This window comes from Pantoea latae (assembly GCF_002077695.1).
Classification (GTDB): Bacteria; Pseudomonadota; Gammaproteobacteria; order Enterobacterales; family Enterobacteriaceae; genus Pantoea; species Pantoea latae.
Genome location: NZ_MWUE01000024.1, coordinates 69,714 through 92,697 on the forward strand (window position 1 = coordinate 69,714; position 22,984 = coordinate 92,697).

Here is a 22,984-nt window from a genome sequence, read left to right on the forward strand (position 1 = left end):
CGCTCACACTATCCCGGTCTCGACGCTGAAAAAGCGCTGCTCGCCTGGTGCCAGCGACAGCAGCGTGCCGGCGCGCTGCGCGGCATTGAAGCCCTCGGGACGACAGGTGGCGGGCAGCACGTAGGCCGCCACCTGCTGATCGCGGTTGTGCAGCAGCCAGCGCGTGGCATGGGGAAACTGCCGGCTGCTGAAGCGCGTCATCAGCGCAAAGCCCTGCGGCGCATGCAGCTCGAACTGCATCTCGTCGCCGTACTGCGGCAGATCGTCGGCGAAGAAGACGATCTCTGGATCGCACATCTCCGGCCGATCCAGCCGCTGCAGCGCCTGCGGATCGCGCGCCAGGGCCGCAGTGTAGGTCTGCCACTGCGGCGTCGGTTTTACATGCGCCGGAACCGACGTGCGCAGCTGAAAAGCGTGCGGCGGGATGGTCTGCTTAAACTCGCCGTCGGGTATCCAGGCGCTGTTAAGATGGCACATGTACTGCAACGGCATCGGCGCGCCCGCCAGATTAGTCACCGTCATCTCAATATGCAGGCGCGGCTGGTCAGCCTCGATGCGCACTGCAGGCGCCGCCAGATAGTGATGGCCAAAGGCCTTGATATACTCGGTTTCCCCCTCCAGCGACAGGCGATCGTTCTCCAGCACCAGCCAGGCGCTGTCCATGCGCGCGCAGGCCATTTCGCCGTGCAGCGGATGGCTGTCATCCTCTGCCGGACAGCCGTTCGCCAGCAGACCGGAGTGAAACGCGAAGCAGCCGTAGGTGTCGACAATTGAACTGCCCGGCAGCGGCTGCTTAAAGCCGTGGCCCATGGTCAGCGTTTTTCCGTCAAAGCAGGCGTCCCACACCATCTGACCGTAAAAGGGCAGCACCACCACCGCGCCGCGCTGATTGCTGATGCGTACCGCCTCAATCCCGGCGGGATAGCGAAACAGCTCGACGTGGAAGGCCGCGTTTTGCAGCAGGGTGGTCGGCGTGGCGTGAAACTGCTCGCGATGCAGCGGTACACGGGTTTTCATGGCATCTCCTCCACTAAACGGCCCGCCTGGCGCGCCTGTTTTTTATGGCGCAGCTCGCCCCAGAAATAGAAGCCGACCCAGGCGAAGCAGAGCAGCGAGACGCCAAACGCCAGCTGCATCGACCCGAGATGATCGGAAACAAACCCCTGGATCGCCGGGATAAAGGCGGCGCCGACGATCGACATCACAATAAAGGCGCCCGCCACTTCGGTGTACTTGTTCTCCACGGTCGCCAGCGTACCGGCGTAAATCGTGGCCCAGCACGGCCCGAACAGCACGCTGACAAACACCGCGGCATAGACGGCGGTGAAGTTCGGCACAAACATCACCCACGCCAGCGTCAGCACGCCCAGCGCCGAATAGGCGATCAGCACCTTCTCGGCGCGAAAGCGCGTCATCAGGAAATTGGCAACGAACTTGCCGATAAAGAAGCAGATAAAGCTGTAGATCATAAAGTTAGAAGCGTGGCGCTCGTTTGCCGCGCCGAGCGTCAGCGCCAGGCGAATGGTAAACGACCACACCGCCACCTGCATGCCGACATAGAGGAACTGCGCCACGATGCCGCGCTTGAAGTGGCGGTTGCCGGCCAGATAGCGCAGCGTTTCCCCGAGCGACGGCAGCGATGTCTCATTCGACGCCGGTTTGCAGCGCGGATAGCGCGTGAAAAGAAACAGCAGCATCACCACCACCAGCACCATCACCAGATATTTATAGGGCTCCAGCGTATGCTCCAGCATGCTGAGGCGGAACGCGTGCGCCTGTTCGGCGTTCATCCCGGCCAGCTGGCTCTGCAGGCTGTCGCCCTCCTGAAACACCAGATATTTGCCCAGCACGATGCCCATCAGCGCGCCCACCGGATAGAAGGTCTGGCTGATATTGAGGCGCAGCGTGGCGTGGTCGCGATGGCCAATCATCGAGCTGTAGGTGTTGGCGGCGGTTTCCAGAAAGCTCAGGCCGATGGCGATGGCAAAAATCGCCGCGAGGAACATGGTGTAGGTCGCCATATGCGAGGCGGGATAGAACAGCACGCAGCCGGCGATATAGAGCGCCAGCCCCATCAGGATCGCCAGTTTATAGCTGGCGCGGCGGATCACCAGCGACGCCGGAATAGCGATCAGAAAGTAGCCGCCGTAAAAGGCGCTTTGCACCAGCGCGCTGGCGAAGTCGCTGAGCGCGAAAACGCTTTTGAACTGGGTGATCAGAATATCGTTCAGGCTGGCGGCGCAGCCCCACAGCGGGAAGAGGCAGGAGAGCAAAATAAACGGAAACAGCGGCGTTTTATTCAGATAGCCATCGGGTTGCTGCACTATTTTCTGCTGCATAGCTCGACCTCAGTTAACGTTAAGAAAACGCTGGAAGGTTTCCGCGTCGGGATAGGAACGCTGGGTGCCGCGGCCGGTGACGCTGCAGGCGGCATAGGCAGAGGCCTGCGTCATCGCCGCCGCGATATCGCCGGTTTTCACCAGCGCCTGGGCGAAACAGCCGATAAAGGCATCGCCCGCGCCGCTGGTGTCGACCGCTTTCACCGCCGTCGGCGCCACCTGATGCACGCTGTCGCCGCTCATCCACAGCGACCCGCGCGCGCCCATGGTGATAATCAGGTTCTTCAGCCCGCGCCGGAGCAGCGTCTGTCCAGCCAGTTTGACCTCTTCATCGCTGGCGACCGGCATGCCGGTCAGGATCTCCAGCTCGGTTTCATTCGGCATAAAGAAGTCGCACTTGCAGGCCCAGGCGATGTCGAGATCGGCGACCGCAGGCGCCGGATTGAGGATCACCTTAATGTTGTGGCGACGGGCGAAGTCGATGGCGTAGTAGACGGTTTCCAGCGGGATCTCCAGCTGCAGAATGATCAGCTGGCAGGCCGTCAGCGCCTCGGCGGCGGCGTCGATATCGGCCGCGCTAAGCTGCTGATTGGCGCCCTTGATAATCAGGATGCGGTTCTGCGACTGCGCATCCACGAAGATCGGCGCGACGCCGCTCGAGGTGCCCGGCGCCGTGGTGACAAAGCGCGTGTCCACGCCCTGGCGCTGCAGGTTGGCGACGGTTTCCGGCGCGAACAGGTCGTCGCCGACCTTGCTGACCATCATCACGCGTCCGCCCATCTTCGCCGCCGCCACCGCCTGATTGGCGCCTTTGCCGCCGCAGCCGATAGCGAAATCAGGCGCTTCCAGGGTTTCGCCCGCTTTAGGCAGCTGGCTGGTGTAGGTAATAAGGTCAACCATATTTGACCCGATAACCGCGATCTCCATTTGTGTGCTCCCAGGTGAATTTTATAATGTTATTAAAATCACATTATCAGCTTGTTAAAGTTAATAATGTGACAAAATTCACAGCCTGCACGCGGGATGCAAACGGTTAGCCCGCTGCGTGACGCGAAGATAAATGTGACTATTTTAACAAATAGATGGGGGTGCAGAGAGAAAGGGCACTGGGCAGGTGGACAGGCGCGCGGCAGCGTCGCGCCTGTCCGGGAGGGGAGCTACTCGTTTTCCGCCGCTTCGCGCATCATCTCCTGATGCGGAATGTCCTGCAGGATCTGCTCGAAGCTGCGCAGACGTTTATAGATCGACATTAGCTCTACCAGCGTCGACCAGGAGGTGATCAGATACTGGAATGAGGAGCGCACCTGATCGAACACGTTGGTGATCTGGTTAAGCAAGCCGAGCGTTATGGTGCCCGCCACAATCGAGGGAAACAGCACAAACAGACCGAACACGTTATCCACCTGCAGATAGAGAATGCGGGTGATATTGAAGTAGAGATAGTGAAAGTAGAGGCGGAAATAGTTAAAGCGCACGCGGCTGAACAGCGCCTGCACCGTCGGCGGCGTGGCGCGATCGGGATTGTCTTCGCCGTAGACCAGCTCTTTACGATAGGCTGCTTCCACCCGCTGATTGCGGAACTCCAGACCCGGCAGCTTGATGCCCACTAGCGCCAGCAGCGCCGTGCCGAACAGCGACCAGAGCAGCGCCGCGATCACCAGCGCGTAGGGAATATTGCCGAGGATCGGCACATCCTTAACGTGGTGCGACAGGCCGATCAGCACCGGCAGAAACGCCACCAGCGTCATAATCGCCTGAATAAAACTGACGCCCCAGTCCTCCAACGTGCTGGCGAAGCGCATGGTGTCTTCCTGCACGCGCTGCGCCGCACCTTCCACCTGACGCAGGCGCTGCCAGTTATGCATGTAGTAGTTGTTCATCGCGGTACGCCAGCGGAACACCCAGTGGCTGATGAAAAACGAGTTCATCACGCCGATCACCACGGCAATCAGCGCGATGCCGAGAAAGGCCATCACCTCGGCGTAAAAACGGCTAATCGGCACCGAGCCCGCTTTGGTCAGCGCCTGCTGGATCAAATCGTAAAAAGGACCGTACCAGGCGTTGACGCCGACGCCGACCTGCACGCCGAACCAGGTAACGAAGATAATCAGCGCCGAGCCCCACACCGACCAGCGCTGCCACGGATGGTTATCGATGACGCGCCAGGCCAGGGCGAAGATCGCCACCATGATCCAGTAATAGCCATAAAACCAGAGCTGGCTGGGGGCGATAAAGCGTGCGGCCGTGGTCGGCAGCGGCTGCTGCATGGCGGCATGCAGCGCGGGCCAGCGCGACGGCAGGTCATCGGCAAAGCCGAACCAGGCAAAAATGGCGATAAGACTCCAGATCGCTGCCGAGCTGAAAAACAGCGCTGGCCGGGGAAAATAGGACTTAAACATAGGCTCTCCGCTGTTGTGTGGACTCTTTTATAACGCTTTTTAGCGTTATCTGTCTGTAGTCTGTTGTTTCCGATAGTGACAGTTAGCGCCAGCGGCAAGCGAGAAGCGGCGACAGATGTTAATGAATTTGTGCGAATTTGTTTCGCGTATCTAAATATTTAACCACAACGGTGTTACACTAGCGGCCGTTGTTACCGGTAACAACGCTGCTGTATCCCTTAATCCGCATAAAAAAACCATTACAACGCAACTGTTTAACTTTCATGCCGCACGATAGGCGGTACTGAGGCAATGTCATGTCAGAACAAAAACGTGGGCAGACACGCAGGGATTTTCTGTTAAAAACCATTGCGCTGGCACCCGCCATGGCGGCCGGCAGCGCCGTTGTCGGCGGCTTCAGCGTGGCGCCAGCGGTGCAGGCTGCCGATCCCGCCGCCGCGCAACCCGCGCGCGACTACCAGCCGAGCTGGTTTACCGCTGAAGAGTTTGCCTTTATCAAGGCGGCCGTCGCACGCCTGATCCCTAACGACGAGCGCGGGCCAGGCGCGCTGGAAGCGGGCGTGCCGGAGTTTATCGACCGCCAGATGAACACGCCGTACGCCACCGGCGCCAACTGGTATATGCAGGGGCCGTTCAATCCCGATCTGCCGAAAGAGCTGGGCTATCAGCTGCCGCTGGTGCCGCAGCAGATCTACCGTCTGGGGCTGGCGGACGCCGACGACTACAGCAAGCGCCAGCACGGCAAGGTATTCGCCGATCTTAGCGGCGAGCAGCAGGACGCGCTGCTGCAGGCGATGGAGAGCGGCGAGGCTGACTTCCGCCAGCTGCCGGCGAAAACCTTCTTCGCCTTTCTGATCCAGAACACCCGCGAAGGTTTCTTTAGCGATCCGATCCACGGCGGCAACCAGAATATGGTGGGCTGGAAGCTGATTGGCTTCCCCGGCGCGCGCGCCGACTTTATGGACTGGGTAGAGCGCGGTGAGCGCTATCCGTTCCCCTCAGTATCGATTCGCGGGGAGCGCGCGTAATCATGGCAAACGAAATGAAAAAAGCAGACGCGGTGATCGTTGGTTTCGGCTGGGCCGGGGCGATTATGGCGAAAGAGCTGACCGAAGCGGGTCTGAACGTGGTGGCGCTGGAGCGCGGCCCGCCTCGCGATACCTATCCAGACGGATCCTATCCGCAGTCCATTGACGAGCTGACCTACAATATCCGCAAAAAGCTGTTCCAGGATCTGTCGAAAAGCACCGTGACCATTCGCCACGACGCCTCGCAGACGGCGGTGCCCTATCGCCAGCTGGCGGCGTTTCTGCCGGGCACCGGCACCGGCGGCGCGGGGCTGCACTGGTCTGGCGTCCACTTCCGCGTCGATCCCACCGAGCTGCGCCAGCGCAGCCACTATGAAGAGCGCTACGGCAAAAACTTTATCCCGGAAGGCATGACCATCCAGGATTTCGGCGTCACCTATGACGAGCTGGAGCCGTTCTTCGACAAGGCGGAAAAGGTGTTTGGCACCTCCGGCACGCCGTGGAGCATCAAAGGGCAGGTGATCGGCAAGGAGAACGGCGGCAATCCGTTCGCGCCGGATCGCTCTGACACATTCCCGCTGCCGGCGCAGAAGCGCACCTGGTCGGCGCAGCTGTTCGCCGAGGCGGCGAAGTCGGTGGGCTATCACCCGTACGATCTGCCGTCGGCCAACACCTCCGGCCCGTACACCAATACCTACGGCGCGCAGATGGGGCCGTGCAACTTCTGCGGCTACTGCAGCGGCTACGCCTGCTACATGTACTCGAAAGCGTCGCCGAACGTAAACATCCTGCCCGCGCTGCGCCAGGAGCCGAAGTTCGAGCTGCGTAATAATTCTTACGTGCTGCGCGTCAACCTCACCGACGACAAGAAGCGTGCCACCGGCGTCACCTATGTCGACGCGCAGGGCCGCGAAGTGGTGCAGCCGGCGGATCTGGTGATCCTCTCGGCGTTCCAGTTCCACAACGTGCACCTGATGCTGCTCTCCGGCATCGGCAAGCCCTATAACCCGATCACCAACGAAGGCACCGTCGGCCGCAACTTCGCCTATCAGAACATCTCTACCCTGAAGGCGCTGTTCGACAAGAACACCACCACCAACCCGTTTATCGGCGCGGGCGGCGCGGGCGTTGGCGTCGACGACTTTAACGCCGACAACTTCGACCACGGGCCGCACGGCTTCGTCGGCGGCTCGCCGTTCTGGGTCAACCAGGCGGGCACCAAGCCGATCTCCGGTCTGCCGACCCCAACCGGCACGCCCAACTGGGGCAGCAAGTGGAAAGCGGCGGTGGCGGACACCTACACGCACCATATCTCAATGGACGCCCACGGCGCGCATCAGTCCTACCGCGCCAACTATCTCGATCTCGATCCCAACTACAAAGACGCCCACGGCCAGCCGCTGCTGCGCATGACCTTTGACTGGCAGGATAACGACATCAAGATGGCGCAGTTTATGGTCGGCAAGATGCACAAAATTGCCGAAGCGATGAGTCCGAAGATGATCATCGGCGGCGCGAAAAAGCCGGGCACGCACTTTGACACCACGGTCTATCAGACCACGCATATGAACGGCGGCGCCATTATGGGGGAGGATCCCACCACCAGCGCGGTGAACCGCTATCTGCAGAGCTGGGACGTGCCGAACGTCTTTGTGCCGGGCGCTTCCGCCTTCCCGCAGGGGCTGGGCTACAACCCGACCGGCATGGTCGCGGCGCTGACCTACTGGTCGGCGAAGGCGATCCGCGAGCAGTATCTGAAAAACCCGGGTCCACTGGTGCAGGCATAAGGAAATGGCGATGAAAAACGGCTTACTGGCCCTGATTCTGGGCACGATGACCTTTGCCGCGCTGGCGGACGATAACGGCGGCGATCGGGTGAAACGCGGCGAGTATCTGGCGCGCGCGGGCGACTGCGTCGCCTGCCACACTAGCAAAGAGGGTAAACCCTTTGCCGGCGGCCTGCCGATGGCGACGCCGATTGGCACTATCTACTCCACCAATATCACCCCGGATAAAGCAACCGGCATTGGCGACTACAGCTACGACGACTTCCAGAAGGCGGTGCGTCACGGCGTGGCGAAGAACGGCGACACGCTCTATCCGGCGATGCCGTATCCCTCCTACGCGGTGGTGAGCGACGAGGATATGCAGGCGCTCTACGCATACTTTATGCACGGCGTCGCGCCGGTCGAGCAGGCTAACCATAAAAGCGACATTCCCTGGCCGCTGTCGATGCGCTGGCCGCTGGCGATCTGGCGCACGATGTTCGCGCCCGACGTAAAAGCGTTTCAGCCGATGGCGCAGGAAGATCCGGCGCTGGCGCGCGGTCGCTATCTGGTGGAAGGCCTGGGCCACTGCGGCGCCTGCCATACGCCGCGCAGCATTACCATGCAGGAGAAAGCGCTGAACAACGGCGAAGGCAGCGACTATCTGGCGGGCAGCAGCGCGCCGATTGACGGCTGGACCGCCAGCAACCTGCGCGGCGACAACCGCGACGGACTGGGACGCTGGAGCGAAGAGGATCTGCGCCAGTTCCTGCGCTACGGCCGCAACGACCATACCGCCGCGTTCGGCGGTATGACCGAGGTGGTCGAGCACAGCCTGCAGCACCTCAGCGACGAGGATATTGCCGCCATTGCCCATTACCTGAAGTCGCTCGGCGCGAAAGACCCGAACCAGGCGGCCTTTAGCGTCGATGACGCCACGGCGAAAGCGCTGTGGAAAGGCGACGACAGCGCGACCGGCGCGTCGGTCTATGTCGACAGCTGCGCCGCCTGTCATAAAACCGACGGCAGCGGCTATCAGCGCTTTTTCCCGGCGCTGCGCGGCAATCCGGTGGTGATGACCGACGATCCCACTTCGCTGATCCATATCGTGCTGGCGGGCGGCGCCCTGCCGGGCGTGAAAGGCGCGCCGTCAAACATCACCATGCCGGCGTTCGGCTGGCGGCTTGACGATCAGCAGGTGGCGGACGTGGTGAACTTTATCCGCACCAGCTGGGGCAACGGCGGCAAAGCGGAGGTTACGGCGAAGGATGTGGCGAAGCTGCGTAAAGATAAGACCATCCAGCCTTATCAGGGCAGCGCGGATATTTATCAGCTGGAAAATCAGTAGTGACCTCAGGAGGCCCGGCTAACGGCGGGCCTCTTTTCCTCCCTCATAGCCTCCCTTTTTTGATTGAAAATGCAGCACTGCGCGCGCATAATCCGGTTTACGAAAAGTCCTTTTCATCTTGATTTGTAAACCACAGGAGGCTGGCGTGTTTGGTGAGCGTTTGTTTCGTGCCCGCGCTGCGTCTGGCCTGTCAATGAAAGAGCTTGCTCTGCTGGCAGGCGTTAGCGCCAACATGATCAAGAAGTATGAGCATAATGAAAGCATGCCGGGTTCGGCTGTGCTGTTGAAAATGTCGCGCGCGCTGGGCGTCAGAAACGAATATTTTTTTCGGCCTACGACGGTTGAGCTGAAAGAGGTTGAGTACCGTAAACGCAGCAATCTCTCAAAAAAAGCCTTAACGCGCATTCACGCGGATATCATCAACCAGGTAGAGCGCTGGATGGAACTCGCCGCGCTCTGGCCCTGTTTCCCCGTTCCAGCGTTTAGCGCACCGCTTTTCTCTACCCAGCGACTCACCCATTATGACGACGTGGAAAAGGTGGCGGAGTGCCTGCGCCAGCAGTGGTGTCTGGGCAGCCAGCCCATTGCCAGCCTGATCGATCTGCTGGAGCGTCAGGGCATTCTGGTAATTGTCACGCAGGCGGACCACGCCGAAAAGTTCGACGGTTGCCAGGCGAAGGTCAACGGTATGCCGGTGATTGTGATATCTGGGAAATGGCCAGGCGACCGCCAGCGTTTTACGCTGGCGCACGAACTGGGTCATCTGGTGCTGCATCACCGCCTGGCGGATAACCTGGACGAAGAAAAGGCGTGCCATCGCTTTGCCGGCGCTTTTTTGCTACCTGCCAGCACAATGCGTCAGCGCCTGGGCGCGCGTCGCCACGCGCTGGAAGTGCGTGAGCTTTATCTTCTGAAGCAGGAAGCGGGCCTGAGCATGATGGCCTGCATCTATCGGGCCGCCGATCTTGGCATTATCAGCGACCAGACGCGGCAAAAACTGTTTATGCTGTTTTCCGCCAGTCACTGGCGCACGCTGGAGCCGGGCGAGGCTTATCCGGCTGAAAGCACAACGCTTTTCTCGCAGCTGGTTTTCCGCGGCCTTGGGGAAGGGATCCTCAGCGAGTCTAAGGCTGCCGAGCTGCTCGGCATCTCACTGTCGCAGTTCCACCGCACGCGCAAACTGGAATCGCCGGATGTTGATTCTTATCAGTGATGCCAACATTCTCATCGATCTGGAAGAGGGCGAGCTGATTCGCTCTCTGTTTCAGCTGCCTTACCGGTTCACGGTGCCTGATTTACTCTTTTATGACGAGCTGGCGGAGCATCATGCTGATCTGCTGGAGCAGGGTCTGCTTCTCGGCGAGATGACGCCGCAAACGCTGCGCTACGTCAGCCAGCTGGTGATGCGCGTGCAGGGTCCCAGCCGCTATGATTGCTTCGCTCTGGCGCTGGCGAAGCAGGAAAACTGCCCGTTGCTCACGGGCGATAAAGCATTGCGAATGGCGGCGAAGGCTGAACAGGTCGAGGTCAGAGGCACGCTGTGGCTGGTGGAAGAGATGGTACGCTACGCCATCATCGATCGCGCTGCCGCCCATCGCGCCTATTCACTGATGCGCGCGAGCGGCAGGCGTTTACCCTGGGAGATGGCGTTTCAGCGCCTGTCCGATGAGCTGGCGGACCTTAGCGACTCGCAGCCAGGCAGTTAAATATTCTCCAGATCGATACCGCGCGTTTTCGGCCCATAAATCCCCACCGACAGCATCACCATCAGCATACTCAGCACGATAAAGGCGATAACGCCCTGGCTGCCCGCATACTGCAAAATCATTCCGATCAGAATGCTGCTGAACACCGTCGAGAGGCGGCTAAAGGAGTAGCAAAAGCCGACCGCGCGGGCGCGGATATGGGTGGGGAAAATCTCCGTCTGGTAGGCGTGATAGCTAAAGGTCAGCCAGGCGTTGGAGTAGGTGATGAGAAAGCCGCAAAGGATCAGCATTACCGGGCTGGTCTGAAAAGCGAACAGCGTGCCGAACACCACCGTCATCAGGCAGGATAAAACGATCTGCCATTTGTTCTCGATCTTATCGGCGTAGCGGCTGCAAATCAGCGAGCCGAGCGGGTAGGCGAGGGTGATAAAAAAGGCGTAGAGCAGGCTATGGGTCACGGTCGCGCCCTTGCCGGACAGCAGCGCCGGCAGCCAGTTGCCGAAGCCGAAAAAGCCGATCGCCTGAAAGAAGTTCATCACAACCAGCATCAGGGTGCGCTTGCGGTAGGCCGGCGCCCAGATCTCGCTGAACCGACCGCGTGTCGGCAGCTGCGCCGCCGCGTCATCCGGCGGGAAGTCAGCGCCAGGCGCAACGCCGCAGCGTTTCTCCATCGCGCTCAGCACCTGATGCGCCTCCTGATGGCGTCCCTGCTGCGCCAGCCAGCGCGCCGACTCCGGCAGATCCTTGCGGATAAACCAGATCGCCAGCGAACAGACCGCGCCCGCGATCACCACCCAGCGCCAGCCCTCCAGGCTTAACAGCGTCTGCGGCACCAGCCACCAGGACATCAGCGCCACCGTCGGCACAGAGAGAAACTGTACAAAAAATGAAAAAGCGAAGGCGCGGCTGCGCAGATGCGTCGGTACCCACTCCGAGAGGTAGGTGTCGATGGTGACCAGTTCGATGCCGAGGCCGATGCCTACCAGAAAGCGAAACAGAATAATCATCTCTGCGCTCTGCTGAAACGCCATCAGCAGCGAGAAAATGCCATACCACGCCAGCGCGCACATAAAGGTCAGGCGGCGGCCGAAGCGGTCGGCATAGGGCGCGAGCAGGCTGGCGCCGACAAACAGGCCGAGAAAGGTAGCAGAGGCGAAGGCGGCCTGATCGGCAATGCCGAACACGCCTGCGCTGCCGGTGTGGAACACGCCCGCGGCCAGCAAACCTGAGCTGATATAGCCGGTTTCAAACAGATCGTAGAGTTCAAAGAAGCCGCCGAGCGCCAGCAGCGTAATAAAACGCCACAGTCCGCGCGATGAAGGCAGCGCGTCGATGCGCCCCGCTAAGCTGTTATGCGGCGACGGCGCAGCGAACCCCGGCGCCATCCCTGGAGTGCAGGTGGTTGTCATGATGTTGTGAACCTCGGTGTGACGATGTTTGCCTGTCCCGCTAACGGCGTGGCGATGTTGTAAAAATAATTAACCGTTAGCAAGCGAAGAGAGAGCAGAATAATCAATTCGGCGATCCTTGCCGAGAGGGTTGTTAGTGAGTATTTAGCAACGTACGTTGCACTTTTCGCCGTCCCTGGCGAAGCCGCTACGGCATCTGCGGCCAGACGCCCGGACCGATAGGCAGACCCAGCGCATACCAGGCGAGCAGCAGCGCGATCCAGGTGATAAAAAACACCAGCGGGTAGGGGAAAATCAGCACGTAATAGGTGCCGAGCTGCGCCTCCTTCTGGTAGCGCTGCAGGAAAGAGAGAAACAGCGGCAGAAAGGGCGACATCGGCGCCAGCGGCAGCACCGCCGAGTCGGCGATGCGGAAGATCATCTGGGCGAAAGCGGGATGAAAACCGAGCAGCATAAACATCGGCACGAACACCGGGGCGAGGATCGACCAGATGGCCGAGCCGCTGGCGATAAACATGCAGAGAAACGCCGACAGAAACATCAGGCCGAGAAAGGCGGGCGCGCCGCTGATGCCCGCGCTCTCCAGCACGTCAGTCAGCCCGATGGCCATAAACTTGCCCATGTTGCTCCAGTTGAAGAAGGCGACGAACTGCGACAGCGGAAACACCATCACGATAAAGCCCGCCATGCTCTTCATCGGCTCCACCAGCAGCTGCGGAATATCGTCCGGGCGGCGGATCTGCTTCGTCACCGCGCCATAGACGATCGCCACCACAAAGAAGAACAGGATGATGATCGGCACAATGCCCTTAATAAAGGGCGACGGCACGATACCGCCGGTTTTCGGATCGCGCAGCGGCGCGTGTTCCGGCACCACCAGCAGCGCCATCACGCCGATAAACAGCAGCGCCGCGATGCCCGCCGCGCGCAGGCCGCGATTTTCCAGCGGCGTCAGCGCCGCCAGTCGCTCGCTGCTGCCTTCTTGCCACAGCGGCAGGCGCGGTTCGACAAATTTGTCGGTGAGAATGGCGCCCGCCACGGTCAGCACGATCACCGAGGTGGCCATAAAGAACCAGTTGTCGATCACGCTGACGTGCACCGTGTCGCTCACCGCCTTCGCCGCCTCGGTGCTGATGCCAGAGAGCAGCACGTCGGTGGTGACGATCAGCAGGTTGGCGGTAAAGCCGGAGGCGACGCCGGCGATGGCCGCCAGCAGGCCCGCCACTGGATGACGCCCCACGGCGAGAAAGATCAGCGCGCCGAGCGGCGGCATCACCACCAGCGCGGCATCAGAGGAGATATGGCTGAAAAAGGCGATAAACAGCACCATATAGCTGGCGTAGCGGCGGCTGACGCGCGACGCCATCTTCACCATCAGCGACTGCAGCAGGCCGACCCTTTCCGCCAGACCCGCGCCGAGCACCAGCGCCAGAATCGAGCCGAGCGGCGTAAAGCCGCTGAAGTTTTTAATGATGTTGGGCAGGATCCACTGCAGCCCCGCGACGCTCAGCAGATTGTTGACGCGCACCAGCTCGCCGCTGACCGGATTTTTCACTGCCAGATCGAGGCTGCTGATAATGGCTGTCGCCACCATCAGCACCACAATCAGATAAACAAACAGCAGAAAGGGATTCGGCACTTTATTGCCGACCCGCTCGATCCAGCCGAACACTTTCCCAGGGCTGCGATTCTCCGACATTAGGGTCATGATATTCCTCGTCTTGTATGGTCGTGTTTGCGTTTTTTATTGTGTTATCGGTCCGCGCCTGCGGCGCGGCCGCGGCTCAGTTGGCCAGTTTTGAAGGCGTCACGCCTTCGGGAATCGGACAGCTATAGGGCTGCGCGCGGCGCGCCCGTCTAAATTCATCGCGGCAGCGTTCCAGCGCCTCTTCATCGGTGAGCAGATCCAGCACCGTGGCGGCCATCACCTTAGCCGCCAGCAGCATGCCCTTATGCGCGATGCTGGTGCGGCCCTGCGCCACCAGCTGCCAGGTGTGCAGCGGCGTGCCGAAGGTGAAGCAGGGCGCAAAGCACTGCGCCACCGGCGTCACCCAGCTGACGTCGCCGACGTCGGTTGAGCCGTAGAGCAGCTCGCGCGTCGCGGCGCAGGGCGCCACCTCGTCCATCAGCAGCTTGTCGCCGTGCGCCTCAATCCAGGCCGCGCCCGCCTCGCCGCCGGTGCGCGCCGCGTTAAGCCGCGCGTTGCGCAGATCGTCCTCGCTGAGCGTGGCGCGGATCTCGGCGGCGAAGGCGCGCTCGCTGTCGCTGTAGTGCGGCAGGCCAAAGTGATGCAAATAGCGCTCCATCACCGCCTCCAGCGCGCGGTTCGGCACGTAGTTAGAGCACGCCTTATCGAAGCGCACGGTGAGCTGGGTGTCGGTCATCAGCGCCGCGCCTTTGGCGATATTGATCACGCGCTGGTAGATTTCCTGCGCCTGCGGCAGCTCCGGCGCGCGGATCAGGTAGAGCACCTCGGCGTCGGCCTGCACCACGTTGGGCGAGACGCCGCCGCTGTTGGTCACCGCATAGTGCAGCCGCGCCTCCTGCACGATATGCTCGCGCAGGAAGTTGGCGCCGGTGTTCATCAGCGTTACCGCATCAAGCGCGCTGCGCCCCAGATGCGGCGAATTGGCAGCGTGCGCCGCCACGCCCTTAAAGTGAAACGCCGCCTGAATATTGGCGAGGGTGCTGAGGTTGAACAGGCCGCTAAAGCCCTCGGGATGCCAGGTGACGGCGGCGTCGACGTCGTCGAACAGCCCCTCGCGCACCATAAAGGTTTTGCCGGAGCCGCCCTCTTCGCCGGGGCAGCCGTAAAAGCGCAGCGTGCCGCGCCCGCCGTGCTGCTCGCGCCACGCCTTGAGTGCGAACGCCGCCGCCACGCCGGCGGTGCCGAGCAGATTATGACCGCAGCCGTGGCCGTTGCCGTTCTGCTCCAGCGGCTCTGGCCGCGCGCAGCCCGCCCGCTGGCTCAGCCCGGCCAGCGCGTCGAACTCGCCGAGAATGGCGATCACCGGCTTGCCTTCGCCCAGGCTGGCGACGAAGGCGGTCTCAATATTGCCGACGCCGCGCGTGACGGCGAAGCCCTCGCGCTCCAGCGCGTCGGCCAGCAGCGCGCTGGAGCGGGTTTCGGCGAAGCGGGTTTCCGGCGTGTCCCAGATGGCGTCGCTGAGGGCGGTAAAGCGCGCCTGGCTGGCGTCGATATAGTCGGCAAGGAAATCTGCGTTCATCGCGCACCGCCGAACTGCGCCTGGTTGAGCGCCAGCGTTGCCAGCATCTGCACCGCTTTACCCATTACGCCTTCGTCAAAGTCGAACTTCGCATTGTGATGGCCCGCCGCCAGCTCGCAGCCGAAAATCGCGTAGGTCGCCTGACCGCCGCGCTGCTTGACGCGCTCCATCATGTAGGTGGCGTCCTCTGAACCGGCCGCCTGCGCCTTGCGATCCACCACCGAGTCGAAGATGCCGAGCGCCTCCGCCTGCTGGTGAAGAAAGTCGACCCAGGGCTGGGTCGGCGTGCAGCTGCGCGCCGCGCCCATCAGTTTCACCTCATACTCCACGCCGTACATCGCCGCCGCGCCGGCGATAATGCGCAGCGCCTGCTGGTAGATGTCGTCGTTGACCTGATTGCTGACGCCGCGCGTCTCAACCTTCATCAGCGCGGTGTCGGCCACCACGTTGCGCCCGGTTCCCGCCTGCAGCACGCCGACGTTAACGCGCGCCACGCCGCCGCTGTGCTGCGGCAGGCCGTGCAGCCCCAGCGTCGCCTGCGCCGCCGCCAGCAGGGCGTTGCGGCCCTCTTCAGGCTTGCCGCCCGCGTGCGCGCCGACGCCGGTAAAATGGACGTCCAGCTTGGTGGTGGCGAGAAAGCTGTCGCTGCCGCACACCAGCTCGCCCGCCGGCACGCCGGTGCCGAGATGAATGGCGGTAAAGAGATCGACATCGTCCACCACGCCCGCCGCCACCATCGCCTTCGCGCCGCGCACGCCCTCTTCGGCGGGCTGGAAGATCAGCTTGATGGTGCCGCTTAGCTGCGATTTCATCGCCATCAGCACGCGGGCGAGCGCCAGCCCGATAGTGGTATGGCCGTCGTGGCCGCAGGCGTGCATCATGCCGGCGTTGCAGGAGGCGAAACCCTCGCGCTGCGGCAGGTGATCGGGTGCCTGGCTCTCGTTAAGATCCAGCGCGTCCATATCGACGCGGAAGCCCATCACCGGGCCGGGGCGACCGGTCTCCAGCGTGGCGACGATGCCGCAAAAGCCGCCGGAGAAGTGGGACAGCCACTGCGGCAGCGCGCCCTGCTGTAGCGCGCGCGCCTCCTGCTGCTTCAGCGTCTCGGCGTCGGGCAGCCCCATGCGCGCGTCGGCGTCGATCACCTCGCGGCCCAGCTGCAGCCGATAGCCCAGCTGATGCAGCGCGTCGGCCACCCGCGTCGCGGTGCGAAATTCCAGCCAGCCGGATTCAGCGAACTGATGAAGATCGCGCCGCCAGCTTTGCATCTGCGGCGTCAGCGCCTGGACCTGCTCAGAGAGGGTTGTCATAGGAAATCCTTATTGTTGGTTTTTTATGCACAGCCCCGAATTTACACAAGCCTCTCTGGCCGCATAAGATGCAAATATCTTTCTCCTGATAAACAATGGTTATCATGCCGTCACAGCTTAAATTGCATCAGCTACGCGCCTTCGTCGAGGTGGCGCGTCAGGGGAGCATCCGCGCCGCAAGCCGACTTTCCGGTATTTCTCAGCCTGCGCTGACCAAAGCGATTCAGGAGCTGGAGCAGGTGTTGGGTGCGCGGCTGTTTATTCGGCGACAGCAGGGTGTGGTGATGACCGACGTGGGTGATAACTTTTTTCGCCATGCCAGTCTGGTGCTGGAAGAATTACGTGTGGCGCAGGAGGATATTCAGCAGCGGCTTGGACTGGCGGGCGGTCGGGTCAATATCGGCGTCGGCGGCAGCGTGGCGCGCACCATCATGCCGCAGGTGATCACCCAGTTTCACCGCGAATATCCGCTGGTGCAGGTGCGCATCGTGGAGGGACAGCTGGTGTCGATGATCCCGGAGCTGCGCCAGGGCGAGCTGGATTTCACCATCAACACCTACGATCAAAGCCATCTCGATCAGGAGCTGAGCTTTGAGCAGATGATGCAGCGCGACTACAAAGTGGTGGTGCGCAAGGGACACCCGATGGAGAGGGCGCGCTCGCTGGCGGAACTGCAGCAGTGCGACTGGACCATGCCGACGCCGAAAGGCAGCTACTACCGGCTGCTGCATGATCTGTTTGCCGAACGCGGCATGGCGCCGAAGATTGTCGTCTCCTGCGAAACCTTTATGGCCTGCACCAGCCTGGTGGCGCAGAGCGATTTCGTCAGCATTCTGTCGGTGGACGTCATTAACGATCCGGTGCTGGGCCATCAGCTGGTGGCGCTGGATCTGGACGATCCGCTGCCGAAAGCGACCTTCTATCTGATCCAGCGCAAGGACACCGCGCTGACGCCGATGAGCGCCTACATGGCGCAGCTGTTTCGCCGCTATTGCCAGTAAAAACAGCGAGTAAAGGCGATCGTCTACACTGTTAAGGTGCTGTAAAAAATCCAACCGATAACCGGAGGTGAAGATGCAAGTCAGTCCTTATCTGTTTCTCTATGGCCGTTGTGAAGAGGCCATCGACTTTTACCTGCAGGCCACCGAGGGAGAGTTGCTCTATAAAATGACGTTCGGCGATATGCCGGACCAGGGCGAACAGGTTGGCGATCAATCCGCGCCGCCGCTGCCGCCGGAGAAAATTATGCACGCCCAGCTGCGCATCGGCGAGGGTGAGCTGATGCTGAGCGACGGCAACACCGACCAGCCGCCGGCATCCGAGCACGCCGGTTACGCGGTCAGCCTGTCGACCACCGATGTCGAGCAGGGTAAAGCCTGGTTTGAGAAACTGTCGGCTGGCGGGAAAGTAACGACGCCGTGGCAGGAGACCTTCTGGTCAAACGGCTTCGCGATGTTTATCGATAAGTTCGGTATTCCGTGGCGTATTAACGTAGAGAAGCCGCAGGAATAAGTGCTCGCCAGGCCTTTCTTATAAACGGCTGAACAAGCTTGCAAGCGGGAGAGCCAGCCCGAGGAGCAAAGCGTCCTGCGCCATGGACAAAAACGCCGGGAGCGTTTTTGAACAACGCATCGCGTTGGCCCGGCAACGGGCGCACCTCAGGGATGAGGTGCGTATCCGCGCAGGCCGAGCTGGCAGGGATGCCGCTTTTTGCGTCTTTGCGATCGGGCTGGCTCTCACGCGACAGCACTGTTTCTAAGCGTGCAATTAGCCCGCTTTTATCAGAAGTTATAACCCGCCACCAGGTAGTAACCCCAGCCGGTTGATTTCACTTCAAACGGTCCGCGACCAAAGTTCAGCTCCTGACCATCCGCCCACTGGCCGCCGTTGTGGAAATAACGCGCCACGGCAGAAATATGCCAGTGATCGTAACCCAGCGACAGAATATGGCTGGAGGCGATAGAGTTGCTGGTGCGTGACGCGTCTGACTTGTCGCGCAGATCGGAGCCCCAGTCGAAGTTAGTAAAGCCGATATAGCTCAGGTTGCCGCCCCACAGCGTGGTGATCGGCACCATATATTTCACCTTGAAGCGATAGCCATCCCAGCTGTTCTCATTCGCCGCGCCGTAGTTTTCCCACTGATATTTGGCGTAGACGTTCAGCGACAGGCCGACGTCGCTGTGCGTGTCGATGTCGGTGCCGAGACCCATATACCAGGTGTTCTGACGGTTATCGCTGTTACGGCCCATATCGTAGATATAGTTGTTGGCGAAATACCACTCTTTGAACGGGCCGAACGCCAGGCTGGTGCCGGTCAGCTTATCGATGGAGAAACGCGGCTCAATTTCCATAAACATCGGCGAACCGTGGTCGAAAATGCCGTTGGCGTTGCTGTTGCCCATGCCGAAAAAGTTGGTCAGGTCGAGGTAGCCGTAAAAATCGAACCAGTCTTTTTTGGCGAAGGCTTCATATTCCAGATAGACGTCGTTATTGAACTGCGGTCCGAAGCGGGTGTGATAGCTGCCTACCACGTTAACGCTCTGATGCCACCAGTCGGAGAGGTATTGCGGGTCGCTTTCGGCAGCCTGCGCGCCGCTGCTCAGGGACGTCGCCAGCAAGGCGCCTGCTATCAAGGTTTTAAATTTCATTATCATTAACCACATGCTTTCGACCGCGCATGGACGCAGTCAAGGTGAAATCGATCCCAGAGTGGGCGGCGAAGATGTAACCGTTTTTTACAGCCGGTTTTAGACCTGCGTAGCCTGACCGTTACAGGGCGATAGAAAATAGATTTTGCTCACGTTTGTCAAAATGTGTTGCATTGCATTTACGTGAAAATGTGAACTGTGTCACGAAAATAAGCCGCAGCGAACGGAACGCCGCAACCGTTTACGTTGTCGGCATCGCACGCGAACAGGAAAATCAGGGCAGGGTGACGCGCACCTGCAATCCGCAGATGGCGCCCTGCGGATTGAGGCAGTTTGAGAGGGAAACCTGGATATGGTGCTTCTGGGCGACGCTGCGCACAATCGACAGACCTAAGCCGCTGCCCTGCGCCTTCACCGTCGGCGCGCGGGTAAAGCGGTCAAAGGCGCGATCGATAAAGGACTCCGGCATGCCCGGCCCGTTATCGACGATATCCACCACCGTGCGGTCGCCGACGCGGTGCAGCAGCACGTCTACCAGGCTCCCTTCCGGGGTATGCAGCATGGCGTTGCCGATCAGGTTGTCGAACAGGCTGCGCAGCTCAGAGCGGCTCGCCTGCAGGCGATAGTGGGTCGAGCCGTTAAAGCCGATGTCGATGCCGCGCTTATCGGCCACCACCATCAGCTGCTCGATGCTCTCTTTCAGCAGATCCTCCAGCTCGATATGCTCCACCGAGGCGACCACGGTTTGATCTTCCTGACGAGAGATATTGAGCAGCTGCGCCACCAGATGGCGCGTGCGCGTCACCCCCGCCTCCAGCTGATCGAACTGGCGGCTCGCTTCGCCCGGCTGAATATGCTGACGCAGATTCTCCAGCTGCAGCGTCACCGCCGTCACCGGCGTGCGCAGCTCGTGCGCGGCGTCCTCCAGAAACTGGCGCTGCGACGACCAGGCGGCGCGCAGCTTGTTGAGCAGCGAATTGTAGGCCTCCACCAGCGGCAGGATCTCATCCGGCAGCCCCTCTGGCGACACCAGATGCGGATGCAGCGTCTCCTGCGCGGCGATCTCGCGCGAGGCGACGCGCAGATCGCGGGTAATTTTGCGCACCACCAGCCAGATCACCAGCAGCGAGAGCGGCATCATTAAAATCAGCGGGATAATCGCCGACAGCGCGCGTTTCACCATCACCGAACGCATATAGCTCAGGTTATGCATCACCTGGATGGTTTTGATCTCGCTGCCCGGCTCGCCGGGACGGGTATAGATGCGCCAGCCGCACTCGTCGCAGCTGCCGACATCAATATCGTGCCAGCCTTTTTCCGCCTGCAGCGGCGCGTGCAGCTCTGGCCAGGAGCTGGCGCGCAGCTTGCCGTTGCTGTCCCACAGCTGCACCACGTAGGCGCTCTTCACCTTGTCGGCGTGCAGCATCAGCGGCATCAGCGCCGGGATCTCTTTATTGGTCGCCCAGGCGTCGGCGATTTTCGTCAGCTGGTCATCCTTCATGGTGCCGATCATCTCGCCGTAGCAGCTGAAGAAGTACCAGGTGACGCCGCCGATCATCAGCAGGTGGATAATCAGCAGCGTGCTCAGCAGCTTGTTGCGCAGGGAGCGCATAAAAGTGAACGGCTTCATAGCGCAGGCACGCGCCAGCCGAGACCGCGCACGTTGCGGATGGCGTCGTTATCGAGTTTGCGGCGCATGCCGTGGATCAGCACGTCCACTGCGTTGCTGGTGACCTCTTCGCCCCAGCCGTAGATGCGGTTTTCCAGCTGCTCGCGCGACAGAATGGCGCCGGGGCGCTCCAGCAGGGCGTAAAGCAGCGCATATTCGCGCGCGGTGAGCTGCTCGCGCTGGCCCTTGTAGAGCACTTCACGCGTCATCATATCCAGCTGGACGTCGCCGCTGCCGAGCAGCGAGTCCGCCGCACCGTGGCGACGTCGGGTAATTGCACGCATGCGCGCCAGCACCTCTTGCAGATCGAAGGGTTTGAGAAGGTAGTCGTCGGCGCCGCAGTCCAGCCCCTGCACGCGCTGCGCCACGGTGTCGCGCGCGGTTAAAATCAGCACCGGCGTGGCGTCGCCGCGTCCGCGCGCGCGCTTCAGCACCTGCAGGCCGTCGTCGCGCGGCAGGCCGAGATCGAGCAGCACGCAGGTGTAGCCGCCTTCGTTCCAGGCGTGATGGGCGAACACTCCGTCGCGCACCCAGTCAACCGACCAGCCTGCGGCCTCCAGCGCCAGCTGCAGGTTAGCGCCGATCATTTCATCATCTTCAACCAGCAGCACGCGCATGAAAATCGTCCTCGTATACAGATAGCCAGAGTGTACGCCGCGATTATTAGCACAGAATTAAAATCGCGCTGCGGCGCCCGTTGCTAATTCTGCGCTAATTTTCCGCTAATTAAGGGATAAATTTTCCGCGCTACAGTGGGCTCACTGAACATCATGCCGTATCAGGAGGAACACATGAATCAGCGCGAATTTATTCGTAGCCTGCTGGAGTGGATTGAAGGCAACTTAGGCCAGGATCTGCATCTGGATGAGGTGTCGCGCCGCTCGGGCTATTCCCGCTGGCATCTGCAGCGTCTGTTTCGTCAGCACACCGGCTTTTCGCTGGCGGAATATATTCGCCAGCGCCGGCTGACGGAGTCCGCTCTGCTGCTGCTGAACAGCAATGAGGCGATCCTGCAGGTGGCGATGAACTACGGTTTCGACACCCAGCAGGCTTACACCCGCACCTTTAAAAACTATTTCCGCGTCACGCCGGGACAGCTGCGCCGTCAGCGCCGCGTCGAGCCGGACCGGCTGCTGTTTCCGCTGGCGATGGCGAGCTGACCGCAACAAACAGGTGCCACGGATCGCTGAATTGTTTAGTCTGCTTTTTTCCGGCAGACAAGCAGACTCATGGACAACAGCGAAAACTTAACGGCGATGATGATGTTCGCCCGCGTGGTGGAGTGCAGAAGCTTTAGCGAGGCCGCGCGCGCGCTCGGCCTGTCGAAATCGCACGTCAGTCGGGAGATCGCCCGGCTTGAGGTGCGGCTGGGCTTTAAGCTGCTGCAGCGCACCACGCGCGCTATGGCGTTGACCGAACTGGGCCAGGCCTACTATCCCTTCTGTACCCGCATGCTGGCGGAGATGCATCGCGCCGACGCTTTCGTCCAGCAGCTGCATCAGAACGCGGCGGGCAATGTGCGGCTACAGGCGCCGGTGACCTACGGCTGCCAGTGCGTGGCGCCCGCACTTAATCCCTTTCTGCGGCGTCATATCCATATCAACGTCGATCTCGACCTGACCGATCGCAGCAGCGATCGGCTGGAGGAGCAGGTTGATATCGCCATCCTTATTCGCGCCCGCGCGCCGCAGGGCGCGCACGTCCGGGTGCTGGGCGATATCGACTGGGGACTCTACGCCGCCCCGGCCTATCTGGCGCAGCGCGCGCCCATTACCCATCCCGATATGCTGCCGCGCCACGATCTGCTGATGTTTCACGGCCCGGCGCACACCGCGGCGCTGCCTTTCCGCCGCGATAAGCAGCGGCTGGCGGTCGACGTGCGCAGCCGCTTTCGCGCCAACAACAGCATGGCGCTGCTCAACGCCGCGCAGGCGGGCAGCGGCATCGCCTATCTGCCTTCCTACATGGCGCAGGCGGCGCTGGCGCGCGGCGAAATCACCCAGCTGCTGGCGGAGTGGCAGATGGACCGCCTGCAGAGCTACCTGCTGCTGAACGAGGCGCAGCCCGCCGCACCGGTCAGCCTGCTGTGCGACGCGCTGATTGCCGCACTCGGCGGCTGATTGTTGCTCTCTGGC

The 22,984-nt window shown here is 61.2% G+C and carries 20 protein-coding genes; 9 read left to right on the forward strand and 11 right to left on the reverse strand.

Annotation, left to right across the window (positions count from 1 at the left end):
• Positions 1–3: 3 nt before the first annotated feature.
• From B2J69_RS16175 to sbmA, 4 genes are all read right to left on the reverse strand, one after another.
• Positions 4–1,017, reverse strand: a complete 1,014-nt coding sequence (locus B2J69_RS16175; RefSeq protein ID WP_081140674.1) for an aldose 1-epimerase family protein — start codon at positions 1,015–1,017, stop codon at positions 4–6.
• Positions 1,014–2,339, reverse strand: coding sequence for an L-fucose:H+ symporter permease (gene fucP / locus B2J69_RS16180; RefSeq protein WP_081140675.1), 1,326 nt, complete (start codon positions 2,337–2,339; stop codon positions 1,014–1,016). The genes B2J69_RS16175 and fucP overlap by 4 nt, the downstream gene beginning before the upstream one ends.
• Before the next feature lie 9 nt (positions 2,340–2,348).
• Positions 2,349–3,266 (reverse strand): ribokinase, encoded by a 918-nt coding sequence (gene rbsK / locus B2J69_RS16185; protein ID WP_081140676.1) that lies wholly within the window; start codon positions 3,264–3,266, stop codon positions 2,349–2,351.
• Between the two features lie 230 nt (positions 3,267–3,496).
• Positions 3,497–4,738, reverse strand: coding sequence for a peptide antibiotic transporter SbmA (gene sbmA, locus B2J69_RS16190; RefSeq protein WP_081140677.1), 1,242 nt, complete (start codon positions 4,736–4,738; stop codon positions 3,497–3,499).
• Positions 4,739–5,034: 296 nt separating this feature from the next.
• Here sbmA and B2J69_RS16195 point away from each other — a divergent pair, with 296 nt between their 5' ends.
• The 5 genes from B2J69_RS16195 (at position 5,035) to B2J69_RS16215 (ending at position 10,586) form a co-directional block, all read left to right on the forward strand.
• Complete coding sequence (locus B2J69_RS16195; RefSeq protein WP_081140678.1) at positions 5,035–5,766, forward strand: gluconate 2-dehydrogenase subunit 3 family protein; 732 nt, start codon at positions 5,035–5,037, stop codon at positions 5,764–5,766.
• 2 nt (positions 5,767–5,768) lie between these two features.
• Positions 5,769–7,553: a GMC family oxidoreductase gene (locus B2J69_RS16200; RefSeq protein WP_081140679.1), complete on the forward strand. Its 1,785-nt coding sequence runs from the start codon at positions 5,769–5,771 to the stop codon at positions 7,551–7,553.
• A gap of 10 nt (positions 7,554–7,563) precedes the next feature.
• Positions 7,564–8,880 carry a c-type cytochrome gene (locus B2J69_RS16205; RefSeq protein ID WP_081140704.1) on the forward strand — a complete coding sequence of 439 codons (1,317 nt, stop codon included), beginning with the start codon at positions 7,564–7,566 and terminating at the stop codon, positions 8,878–8,880.
• Between the two features lie 145 nt (positions 8,881–9,025).
• Positions 9,026–10,093, forward strand: coding sequence for a helix-turn-helix domain-containing protein (locus B2J69_RS16210; RefSeq protein ID WP_081140680.1), 1,068 nt, complete (start codon positions 9,026–9,028; stop codon positions 10,091–10,093).
• Positions 10,074–10,586, forward strand: coding sequence for a PIN domain-containing protein (locus B2J69_RS16215; RefSeq protein WP_081140681.1), 513 nt, complete (start codon positions 10,074–10,076; stop codon positions 10,584–10,586). The genes B2J69_RS16210 and B2J69_RS16215 overlap by 20 nt, the downstream gene beginning before the upstream one ends.
• On the opposite strand, the gene B2J69_RS16220 is transcribed toward B2J69_RS16215, so the two are convergent.
• The 4 genes from B2J69_RS16220 to B2J69_RS16235 form a co-directional block, all read right to left on the reverse strand.
• Positions 10,583–11,995 carry an MFS transporter gene (locus tag B2J69_RS16220; RefSeq protein ID WP_081140682.1) on the reverse strand — a complete coding sequence of 471 codons (1,413 nt, stop codon included), beginning with the start codon at positions 11,993–11,995 and terminating at the stop codon, positions 10,583–10,585. The two genes, B2J69_RS16215 and B2J69_RS16220, sit on opposite strands and share 4 nt — an antisense overlap.
• A 187-nt stretch (positions 11,996–12,182) precedes the next feature.
• A complete protein-coding gene (abgT, locus tag B2J69_RS16225) occupies positions 12,183–13,703 on the reverse strand; it encodes a p-aminobenzoyl-glutamate transporter (protein ID WP_081140683.1) in 1,521 nt (506 codons plus the stop codon).
• A 76-nt stretch (positions 13,704–13,779) separates the two neighbouring features.
• Entirely contained in the window at positions 13,780–15,222 is a 1,443-nt protein-coding gene (locus tag B2J69_RS16230; RefSeq protein ID WP_081140684.1) for a M20 family metallopeptidase, read from the reverse strand.
• Positions 15,219–16,532 carry an amidohydrolase gene (locus tag B2J69_RS16235; protein WP_081140685.1) on the reverse strand — a complete coding sequence of 438 codons (1,314 nt, stop codon included), beginning with the start codon at positions 16,530–16,532 and terminating at the stop codon, positions 15,219–15,221. Before B2J69_RS16235 ends, B2J69_RS16230 begins: the two co-directional genes overlap by 4 nt.
• A 104-nt stretch (positions 16,533–16,636) precedes the next feature.
• Here B2J69_RS16235 and B2J69_RS16240 point away from each other — a divergent pair, with 104 nt between their 5' ends.
• Entirely contained in the window at positions 16,637–17,533 is an 897-nt protein-coding gene (locus B2J69_RS16240) for a LysR family transcriptional regulator (RefSeq protein WP_081140705.1), read from the forward strand.
• Between the two features lie 73 nt (positions 17,534–17,606).
• Positions 17,607–18,044 carry a VOC family metalloprotein YjdN gene (gene yjdN / locus B2J69_RS16245; RefSeq protein WP_081140686.1) on the forward strand — a complete coding sequence of 146 codons (438 nt, stop codon included), beginning with the start codon at positions 17,607–17,609 and terminating at the stop codon, positions 18,042–18,044.
• 269 nt (positions 18,045–18,313) lie between these two features.
• Here the strand turns inward: yjdN and B2J69_RS16250 are convergent, their stop codons facing one another.
• From B2J69_RS16250 to B2J69_RS16260, 3 genes are all read right to left on the reverse strand, one after another.
• Positions 18,314–19,180 carry a nucleoside-specific channel-forming protein Tsx gene (locus B2J69_RS16250; RefSeq protein ID WP_033793233.1) on the reverse strand — a complete coding sequence of 289 codons (867 nt, stop codon included), beginning with the start codon at positions 19,178–19,180 and terminating at the stop codon, positions 18,314–18,316.
• A gap of 274 nt (positions 19,181–19,454) precedes the next feature.
• The gene (locus B2J69_RS16255; protein ID WP_081140687.1) at positions 19,455–20,810 is read right to left on the reverse strand and encodes a sensor histidine kinase; all 1,356 of its coding nucleotides are present in this window, start codon (positions 20,808–20,810) and stop codon (positions 19,455–19,457) included.
• Positions 20,807–21,466 carry a response regulator gene (locus B2J69_RS16260; protein ID WP_081140688.1) on the reverse strand — a complete coding sequence of 220 codons (660 nt, stop codon included), beginning with the start codon at positions 21,464–21,466 and terminating at the stop codon, positions 20,807–20,809. Before B2J69_RS16260 ends, B2J69_RS16255 begins: the two co-directional genes overlap by 4 nt.
• Positions 21,467–21,640: 174 nt before the next feature.
• Between B2J69_RS16260 and B2J69_RS16265 the strand changes: the two genes are divergently transcribed.
• Complete coding sequence (locus tag B2J69_RS16265; protein ID WP_081140689.1) at positions 21,641–22,009, forward strand: helix-turn-helix domain-containing protein; 369 nt, start codon at positions 21,641–21,643, stop codon at positions 22,007–22,009.
• 69 nt (positions 22,010–22,078) lie between these two features.
• Positions 22,079–22,969 carry a LysR family transcriptional regulator gene (locus tag B2J69_RS16270; RefSeq protein ID WP_081140690.1) on the forward strand — a complete coding sequence of 297 codons (891 nt, stop codon included), beginning with the start codon at positions 22,079–22,081 and terminating at the stop codon, positions 22,967–22,969.
• The last annotated feature ends 15 nt before the right edge of the window (positions 22,970–22,984 follow it).